The sequence below is a fragment of the Chloroflexota bacterium genome, from assembly GCA_013152435.1.
Classification (GTDB): domain Bacteria; phylum Chloroflexota; class Anaerolineae; order DUEN01; family DUEN01; genus DUEN01.
Genome location: JAADGJ010000082.1, coordinates 37,161 through 46,393 on the forward strand (window position 1 = coordinate 37,161; position 9,233 = coordinate 46,393).

At 64.8% G+C, this 9,233-nt stretch carries 5 protein-coding genes; all 5 read left to right on the plus strand.

The window, feature by feature from the left end; translation table 11 throughout:
* Nucleotides 1-71 precede the first annotated feature (71 nt).
* The 5 genes from dapA (at nucleotide 72) to GXP39_12370 (ending at nucleotide 9,126) form a co-directional block, all read left to right on the plus strand.
* Nucleotides 72-995: a 4-hydroxy-tetrahydrodipicolinate synthase gene (gene dapA / locus GXP39_12350; protein ID NOZ28828.1), complete on the plus strand. Its 924-nt coding sequence runs from the start codon at nucleotides 72-74 to the stop codon at nucleotides 993-995.
* 81 nt (nucleotides 996-1,076) lie between these two features.
* The gene (locus GXP39_12355) at nucleotides 1,077-2,105 is read left to right on the plus strand and encodes an exo-alpha-sialidase (GenBank protein NOZ28829.1); all 1,029 of its coding nucleotides are present in this window, start codon (nucleotides 1,077-1,079) and stop codon (nucleotides 2,103-2,105) included.
* Nucleotides 2,106-2,612: 507 nt separating this feature from the next.
* A complete protein-coding gene (locus GXP39_12360) occupies nucleotides 2,613-5,630 on the plus strand; it encodes a hypothetical protein (protein ID NOZ28830.1) in 3,018 nt (1,005 codons plus the stop codon).
* A gap of 21 nt (nucleotides 5,631-5,651) precedes the next feature.
* Complete coding sequence (locus GXP39_12365; GenBank protein NOZ28831.1) at nucleotides 5,652-6,590, plus strand: SDR family oxidoreductase; 939 nt, start codon at nucleotides 5,652-5,654, stop codon at nucleotides 6,588-6,590.
* 118 nt (nucleotides 6,591-6,708) lie between these two features.
* The gene (locus GXP39_12370; protein ID NOZ28832.1) at nucleotides 6,709-9,126 is read left to right on the plus strand and encodes a beta-glucosidase; all 2,418 of its coding nucleotides are present in this window, start codon (nucleotides 6,709-6,711) and stop codon (nucleotides 9,124-9,126) included.
* Nucleotides 9,127-9,233: the final 107 nt, after the last annotated feature.

Genomic DNA, 9,233 nt, shown 5'->3' on the forward strand with positions numbered 1-9,233 from the left:
GAGTCATTGTGGCTCCCGCTCAGGCCAAGGGCTGACTCATCTCCAGAACATCGCTGCAAGGAGGTTATGCAATGCAAGTACTGTTGGAAAAGCTGGGCCGGGTCTTGCTTCCTCTGTTGACCCCCTTCGATGGGGAGGATCAGCTCAACGTGCAAGCCCTGGCGGCTCTGGTGGATTATGTGATCGAGCAGGATTATGCGGATTCCCTGATTGTGGCAGGGACCACCGGGGAGTTCTATGCCCTCTCCTTTGAGGAGCGGATTCGGGCCTTTGAGGTGGTCAAGGAGGCGAATGCGGGACGGTTGCCTTTGATCGCCGGGACCGGTGCCGCCACCACCCGGGAGGCCATCGCCTACACGCGCAAGGCCGAAGCGCTCGGATACGACTGTGCGATGGTGGTCTCCCCGTATTATCAGAAGGCTACCCAGGAGGGGCTGTATTTGCATTTCAAGGCCGTGGCGGAGGCCACAAAACTCCCGGTGATGCTCTACAACATCCCGCTGTTCACCGGGGTCAACATTGACTCCAGGACGTTGGGGCGCCTCGTGCGCGATGTGCCGAACATCCTGGGCATTAAGGAGGAGGCGGGGATCAACCCTACCCAGACGACGTTGTTCAAGATGGTCGTGCCAGAGGAGTTCACCATCTATTGTGGTGACGACACGATGGTGCTCCAAACCTTCCCTCAGGGGGCTGTGGGCGTGGTCAGTGGCGGCTCCCACGTTGTGGGTGATCTGATGAAGCAGATGATCCAGCGTTACATCGAGGGGGATGTGGAAGGCGCCTCCGATATCTATCTGAAGATGTTCCCCTTCTTCCACTCGTTAACCCCCGGCGATCGCGTCAATCCCATTCCCGTCTTGAAGATCGTTGTCTCCCGAACCTCCGGAATCGATCTGGGCGCGCCGCGCTTGCCCTCCCTGGGGGCTACGGAGGAGGAGCTGGTCGGGATCAAGGCTGCGCTTCAGCCGTTGGGCAAGTGGCCGAGCGAATAGGCGAAGGATGTGCGGATGTGCGGTCTGGGGAATCCAGGCGTAGCCTGGATATATCGGGACTCGCCTGAGCGGGGAGGGTAGATGCCTCAATCGGAGCCCATCTTCGAAGCCATCCCGGGGGCGCCATCCTGCCATGCCTCCACCCTTGTCGCGTTGCCCGACGGCCGGCTGCTGGCGGCCTGGTTCGCCGGCACCCATGAGGGACATCCCGACGTGGCTATCTGGCTGTCCCGATATGATGGCGTGGGATGGAGCCCGCCGATCAAGGTGGCGGACGCCCTGGACGTCCCGTTGTGGAATCCCGTCTTGTTTCTGGATGGCGAGGACGTGGTTTGGCTTTTCTACAAGGTGGGGCCGACCGTCCCCGCCTGGACGGGGGCATACGTACGGTCGTTCGATGGGGGGGAGACCTGGACCGATCCCGTCTTCCTCCCGGCGGGCCTGCTGGGCCCGGCCAAGAACAAGCCCATCCTGCTCAGCAATGGCGACATCCTCTGTGGCACTTCTCAGGAGGCGTGGCGGTCCTGGGCGTGTTGGGTGGAGATCGTCCGGGAGGCGGGACGGTCCTGGGTGAGGTACGGCCCTCTGGTGGCGCCCGGATACGATGGCGGCGGGGACGATCGGGTCAGCGCCGTGTGGGACGCGTCGGCCGGGGAACTGCGGTTGCCCCAGGAGCATCATGGCATCATCCAGCCGACGGTATGGGAGTATGCCCCCGGCCGGCTGAAGATGTTAATGCGCTCCACCCGGGCGGTGGGCTTCGTATGCTCCGCCACGTCTGACGATTACGGACGCACCTGGTCGGAGGTGACGCTCACGGGCATCCCTCACCCCAATAGCGGGCTGGATGCCGTCCGTCTGGCGGATGGACGGATCATCCTGGCCTGCAATCCGACCCACCAGGGGCGCACTCCGCTTTCCCTGCTGATGTCGGAGGATAACGGCGAGACCTGGCCCTGGCGGAAGGACATCGAGACGGGGGCCGGGGAGTATTCCTATCCATCCGTCATCCAGGGCCCCGATGGGCGTGTGCACATGGTGTATACCCATCAGCGGGAGCGCATCGCCCATCTGGCCTTCTTCCCTGACGAACTGGCCTGGGAGAGCTGAAGGGGGCTCGCTCATTGGGCCTCTCGGCGGCGATTTGAGGACTGCCGCCGGCGAGCCCCATCTGTTCATGCGCTCAGAGATCCCAGGGAAATCCATCGGGGGCCGGGACGCTCAAAAGGTCCCGGCTCCTGCTCTTTTGTGCGTTCAGCTTTTGCCTCCATGGCCCTGCACGATCCCTGGCTTGGGTAGTGTATCTTTTTCGGTGGAAATACAGCAGGGAGCTTTGAGGGGCGCAGCCCCTCAAAAGAAACCTCCCGGTTTCCGCCCCTCACCTGCCTTGCCCGGCCTTGCCCACCCGAATCAGGCCGGGAAAGGACAGGTGCAAAGCGGAAAAAGAGGATGTTTTGGCGGAGGGAGGTCCCTCCGCACCCCTCCCCTGTGGGCTTGCGATGGGCCTCGCGGAATTTCCACCATTCACTACCCTGGCTTGTCCCCTTTTGCTCCTCGCGAGGCGTTGTGGTACGATGATGCGTCGTTTCCAGGGAATGAGGAAGGGGGCTTCCGTTCGTGGCTCATCGGGTGTCTTCACGAGGGAGATCGGCCCGGCAGGTCGTCGGCCTGGTCGTCCTGGCGGGATTGTTGCTGGCGATCGCCTTTGTGAATTGGCGATCTCGCCCTGCGCCCCCTCCACCGGCCGTCCGTTTGCCGGGTTATGCGGATATCGGCGTAAACGTCGCCCTGGAACAGTATGATCCGGACGCCCTGCCCCTTGTCCTGGACCGCTTGCAGTCCGCGGGGATCTCCTGGCTGCGTCAGCGCTTCCCCTGGGATCAGATCGAGCCCTCTCTGGGACGGTTTCAGTGGGAGACCTGGGACCGCATCATTGAGGCCGCCTCCGCTCGGGGATTCCGCCTCATCGCCGTGCTGGATCGTTCCCCCGCCTGGGCCAGAAGCCCGGTGGACGCCGAGAACCCCTTCGCCCCTCCGCATGAGCGTGCGGATTACGGCCGCTTCGTCGCCGCATTTGTGGACCGCTATCGGGACCGCGTCGACGTCTATCAGATCTGGGATGAGCCGAACATCGCCCCGCATTGGGGCGCGCGCGCCATCGATCCGGTGGAGTATCTGGGATTGCTACGGGAGGGATACTACCAGGTCAAGGCGCGTGACCCCGACGCGTGGGTGGTGTTGGCCGCCCTGGCCCCTAACGACGAGCCGGGGGGCGCCAACCTGAGCGATCTGACCTTCCTGGACCGGATCTATGCCCTGGGGGGGAGCGCCTGGTTCGATGCAGTGGCGGCCGAGCCATACGGGTTCGACGCTCCTCCCGACGGCGACGAGGGCTTCGGACGCGCTCGGGCGCTGCGGGCCATCATGGAGCGCCATGGCGATCGATCGACGCCCTTGTGGGCCGTCGCGTTCGGGTGGAATGCGTTGCCTGCTGGCTGGCGGGGACGTCCTTCCATTTGGGGACAGGTGGACGAGGCCACACAGGCGGCCTACCTGCGACAGGCGGTGATGCGAGCCCGTCGGGAGTGGCCCTGGATGGGGCCCATGCTATGGGCTACGTTGCAGCCGCCCGTCCCCGAGGACGATCCGTGGTGGGGATTCGCCCTGTGGGAGCCCGATGGCTCGTCGCGGGCGGCGTGGGATGCGTTGGCGGAGGTGTCGGGGCCGCCCGAACGGGTGGGGCTGGGCACGCATCGGCCGGACCATCCGGCGCTGCGTTACCAGGGGGAATGGCGCGTGACCCCCATGGCGGCGGATATCGGCCGGACGGGTGATCGGCTGGTGATCCCCTTCTGGGGGCGGGGGATCGCACTGCAGGTGCGGCGTGGCCCGTATTGGGCTTACCTGACGGTGGAGATCGATGGGCAACCCGCTCCCGAGTTGCCTCGCGATCCCCAGGGACGGGCCTACCTGGTCCTCTATGGCCCGGAGCCGCGTTCGGAGGTCGTGAACCTGGCCGTGGACCTGCCCCTGGGGGAGCACCAGGCGGTGATTGAGGCCACCGGCGGCTGGGGCCAGTGGGCGTTGGAGCGGGTGATCGTACAAGGGCAGGCGCCGCCTGCCTGGGCGTGGATTCGGCATATCCTGGGCGTGCTGTCGATCCTGCTGGGGATCGCGTTGCTTCGATCGTGGCGATGGGAGGATGCCCGGGCCACATGGGCCGCCTTGAGGGCGCTGTCCGAGCGCCTGGACACGTGGGCACGCCGTGTGCCGAACCACGTGCAGATGGCCCTCGTTGTATCCCTGGGAGCCCTCGTGGCGCTGGCGCCCATCGGCCCTGTGCGTTTGGCGGCCTTTCTGGCTCTGGCCGCCGCCCTGTGGTTTCGGCCGGATTTGCTCCCGCTCCTGGTGATGTTGTACCTCCCCTTCTATCTGCGGCCGTTGGTTCTGGCCGGGCGGGCGTTTCGCGCGCCGGAGCTGGTCGTGTGGTTGGGCCTGGCGATCCTGTTGGGGCGTTGGCTGGTGGGGTGGGCGGCTGGGCGTTCTCCCCAGCGTCCCTCTGGTGGCCCGTTTGATGTCTTGATCGCAGCTTTCGTGTTCGTCGCCGCTCTGGCGACGTTGGCCGCGCAGGAGCGGGGCGTGGCGTTACGCGAGCTGCGGGTCGTCATCGTTGAGGCGGCGCTGTTCTATTGGATTCTGACCCGAGGGCCTGCCGTGGTGGGTCGCCGCTTTTCCCCGTGGCTCACCGTGGACGCGTTCGTCCTCGGCGCGATGCTGGTCAGCCTGATCGGCGTCGGGCAGTATGTGACCGGGGCTGGTGTGATCACGGCTGAGGGCGTGTGGCGAGTGCGGGCCCTATACGGCTCACCGAACAACCTGGCGTTGTACCTGGACCGGGCCATCCCGGTGATGCTGGGCGTGGCGGCGTTCGGGCGAGATCGGCGGCGCTGGCTGTACGGGACGGCCGCGATCCCCTCCCTCGCCGCCTGCTTCCTGACCTTCAGCAAAGGGGCTTTGCTGCTAGGCGTGCCCGCGGCGCTGGTCGTGATCGCCGGCCTCGGCGTGTGGATGGCTCGACGGTCGGGGCGGATCTGGCGACGCCCGGTGTGGATCGCCTTGTCCGTGTTGGTCATCATGGGGGTGGCGCTGGTGCCCTTTTTGCATACGGAACGGTTCGCCCGCTCGTTGGACTTTCAGAGTGGCACCGGCTTCTTTCGGTTGCGGCTATGGCAGAGCGCTTGGCGGATGGCGCTGGACCACCCCTGGTTGGGGGTGGGGCCGGACAACTTCCTCTATCAATATCGCAACCGGTACGTGTTGCCGGATGCCTGGGCGGAGTTGAACCTGTCTCACCCGCACAATATTGTGTTGGACCTGTGGACGCGCTTGGGGATCCCGGGATTGGCGGTGGGGCTCGCCCTGTTCGGTCAGGCGGCCGTGGTGTCGTTACGGCTGTTGCGGCAGTGCTCCGCCGACGAGCGGGCGTTGGTGGTGGGGTTGCTGGCCAGCCTGGCGGCCACGGTGGCGCATGGCCTGATCGATAACTCGATCTTCCTGGTGGATTTGAGCTTTGTGTGGATGATGACCCTGGGGCTGCTGGCCGGGCTGTGGCGCGAACGGTCGATGGCCTCTTGAGCAATTCGTGAGGAGGAAGGTATGCGGATCCTGGTGACGGGCGGAGCTGGGTTCATCGGCTCACACCTATGCGATCGACTGCTGGCCGATGGGCATTCGGTCATCGCGATGGATAATCTGATCACCGGCAACACGGACAACATCGCCCACCTGGTGGGGCGGGATGATTTCCTCTTCATCAAGCACGATGTGACGAACTACATCTACATCGATGGGCCGGTGGATGCCGTATTGCACTTCGCCTCTCCGGCCAGCCCTATCGATTACATGCAGTTGCCGATTCAGACGTTGAAGGTGGGCGCGCTGGGGACCCACAAGGCGTTGGGGCTGGCTCGCGCCAAGGGGGCCCGTTTCCTGTTGGCGTCCACCTCTGAGGTGTATGGCGATCCGTTGGTCCATCCGCAGCCGGAGACCTATTGGGGCAACGTGAACCCCATCGGCCCGCGCGGCGTGTACGATGAGGCCAAGCGCTTCGCCGAGGCCATGGCCATGGCGTATCATCGGGTGCACGGTGTGGAGACTCGCATCGTGCGCATCTTCAACACGTACGGCCCCCGGATGCGGCTGGACGACGGCCGGGTGGTGCCCAACTTCATCGGTCAGGCGCTGCGCGGTCAGCCTTTGACCGTGTATGGCGATGGTTCACAGACCCGCTCCTTCTGTTACGTGGATGATCTGGTGGAGGGGATCGTGCGGCTGTTGCACTCCGATGAAGTGGAGCCGGTGAACCTGGGCAATCCGCAGGAGATGAGCATCCTGGATTTCGCTCAGCTGATCAACCGGATGACCGGCAATGAGGCGGGGATCGTCTTCAAACCTCTGCCCAAGGACGATCCACGCGTGCGGCGACCGGATATCACCAAGGCCCGACGGGTGCTGGGGTGGGAGCCTCAGATCTCCCTGGAGGAGGGGCTGGCGCGCACCATCGAATACTTTCGGGCGAAGGTGTCCGCCGGTTGACCTTCCTCGGCGAGGACGTGGTTACGAGTCGGGATGACCGGAGGCGCTCTACTGGTCTGTGAGAGCCGTCCTGCGCCGTCGCCTGTGGCGGCGCCAAGCTGTCAGGGGGGAGGTATCGATGGAGAGCCCAGTATACAAGGATGCGACGCGACCGATTCCCGAGCGCGTGGAGGGTCTCCTCCGGCGGATGACGCTGGAGGAGAAGGTGGCCCAGTTGGGGGCTCATTGGTCTTATGCCTTCATCGGGTCAAAGGTGCCCGATCCGGAGAAGATGAGGCGACTGATCGGGCGGGGAATCGGACAGATCACCCGGGTGGGAGGCGCGCTCAACGTATCTCCGGAGCGGTCTGCCCGGATCGCCAACGAGATCCAGCGCTTCCTGGTGGAGGAGACGCGTTTGGGGATTCCGGCCCTTATCCATGAGGAGTGCCTGGCCGGTTATATGGCACGGGGCGCCACTGTCTTCCCGCAGATCATCGGTCTGGCGGCCACCTGGGATCCAGGCCTGGTCGAGCGCATGGCGACCGTGATCCGAGAGCAGATGCTGGCCGTGGGGGGACGGCAGGGGTTGTCGCCGGTGCTGGATGTCGCCCGTGACCCGCGGTGGGGGCGCACCGAGGAGACGTATGGCGAGGACCCGTATCTGGTGTCACGCATGGGGAGCGCCTACGTGAGGGGATTGCAGGGCGATGACCTGCGGGCGGGCGTCATCGCGACGGGGAAGCACTTCGTGGGGTATAGCGCCTCCGAGGGCGGCATGAACTGGGCGCCCGCGCATATCCCGCCGCGTGAGCTGTACGAGGTGTTCGCCCGTCCCTTTGAAGCGGCGATTCGCACGGCCGGGTTGGCCTCCATCATGAACGCTTACAACGAGCTGGACGGCGTGCCCTGTGGCGCCTCTCGGGAGATCCTCACCGATCTGCTGCGAGATCGGCTTGGGTTCCGAGGGCTTGTCGTGTCCGACTACCGGACCATTCCCACCCTGGCCGACTACCACCATCTCACGGTCGATATCCGGGAAGCGGCCGCCCAGGCGCTGGAGGCGGGCTTGGATGTGGAGCTACCCGAGGTGGAGGGGTACGGTGAGCCGCTGCTGGAGGCGATTCGTGGGGGCAGGATCGGCGAGGAGATGTTGGACCTGGCCGTCCGCCGTGTGTTGGAGGCCAAATTCCGGCTGGGCCTCTTCGAGAATCCTTATGCGGATGTGGACCGGATTCCGGAGGTATATGGCCGACCCGAGCACGAGCGGCTGGCCCAGGAGATCGCGGTCAAGTCGATCGTCCTCCTTAAGAATGAGGATCGATTGTTGCCGCTGAGCAAGGGCTTGAAGACGATCGCCGTCATCGGCCCCAATGCGGATAGCGTGCGCAATCTGTTCGGCGATTACGCCTATCCCACGCATATCGAGCGGCTCATAGAGAAGGTGCAGGAGGGTGATGAGAGCGCTTTCCCCATCACCGATGCGGTGGCGCGTCGCGGCCTGGAGGAGATGTTCCGGGATCTGGTGGGGGATGAGAACTCGGAGTCCTTCATCCGGCATACGTACGGCGCCAAGAGCGTGTTGGAGGCCATTCGGGAGACCGTTGGGGATGGCACCGAGGTGTTGTATGCTCGTGGATGTGGGGTGATGGATGCGTCCACAGAGGGCTTTGCCGAGGCGGTCGAGATCGCTCGGAGGGCGGATGTGGCCATCCTGATCCTGGGTGGGCGATCGGGGTTGGATGTGAAGTCCACCAGCGGTGAGGCGCGTGACCGGACAGATCTGGGGCTGCCGGGCGTGCAGCAGCCGTTGTTGGAGGCGGTGTGCGCGACGGGGACGCCGGTCGTGCTCGTATTGGTGGATGGCCGGCCGCTGGCCATCCGGTGGGCGGCCGAGCATGTCCCGGCCATCCTGCACGCCTGGGTGCCGGGGCAAGGCGGTGGGATTGCCGTGGCCCGGGTGTTGTTCGGCGATGCCGTCCCCGGAGGAAAGCTGCCCATCTCGGTCCCCCGCAGCGTGGGACAGGTCCCGGTCTATCACTACCACAAGCCGTCCGGTGGGCAGTCCCGCTGGCTGGGGGACTACGTGGAGGAGAGCTCGAAGCCGCTGTTCCCCTTCGGCTTTGGCCTGAGCTACACGGAGTTCGAGTACAGCGATCTGCGCCTGAGCCGCGCGCGGGTGGATAGTCGGGGGAGCATCGATATCTCCGTGCGCGTGCGGAATGTGGGAAGTTTCGCCGGCGACGAGGTCGTGCAGCTATACGTGCGTGATCGAGAGGCGGATGTCACCCGGCCCGTCCAGGAGTTGGTGGGCTTCCATCGAGTCCACCTGAGGCCGGGGGAGGGCTGTACGGTGACCTTCACTTTGTACATGAGCCAGCTGGCCTTCCTCAACCGGGCCATGCAGCTGGTCGTGGAGCCCGGGAACGTCGATGTGATGGTGGGGAACTCTTCCGAGGACATCCGGCTGCGAGGTGAATTTGAGATCATCGGCGATCGGGTGGAGGTGGGCGGTGATCGGGCCTTCTTCTCCGACGTCCGGGTAACCGCTGGATGACCTCGGATGAAACGGCCCGGCACGTGTGATGTGATGTATCTTTGAGAGAGTGTCTGAGAAATGCCGTTGCTTCTGCTGTGGGGAGGCCCGGAGGGGCTCCGCCCCTC

What these genes read in the sequence shown, in the direction of transcription:
- dapA (NOZ28828.1), top strand. Translation starts at nt 72, where the DNA reads ATGCAAGTACTGTTGGAAAAGCTGGGCCGGGTCTTGCTTCCTCTGTTG.
- GXP39_12355 (NOZ28829.1), top strand. Translation starts at nt 1,077, where the DNA reads ATGCCTCAATCGGAGCCCATCTTCGAAGCCATCCCGGGGGCGCCATCC.
- GXP39_12365 (NOZ28831.1), top strand. Translation starts at nt 5,652, where the DNA reads ATGCGGATCCTGGTGACGGGCGGAGCTGGGTTCATCGGCTCACACCTA.
- GXP39_12370 (NOZ28832.1), top strand. Translation starts at nt 6,709, where the DNA reads ATGGAGAGCCCAGTATACAAGGATGCGACGCGACCGATTCCCGAGCGC.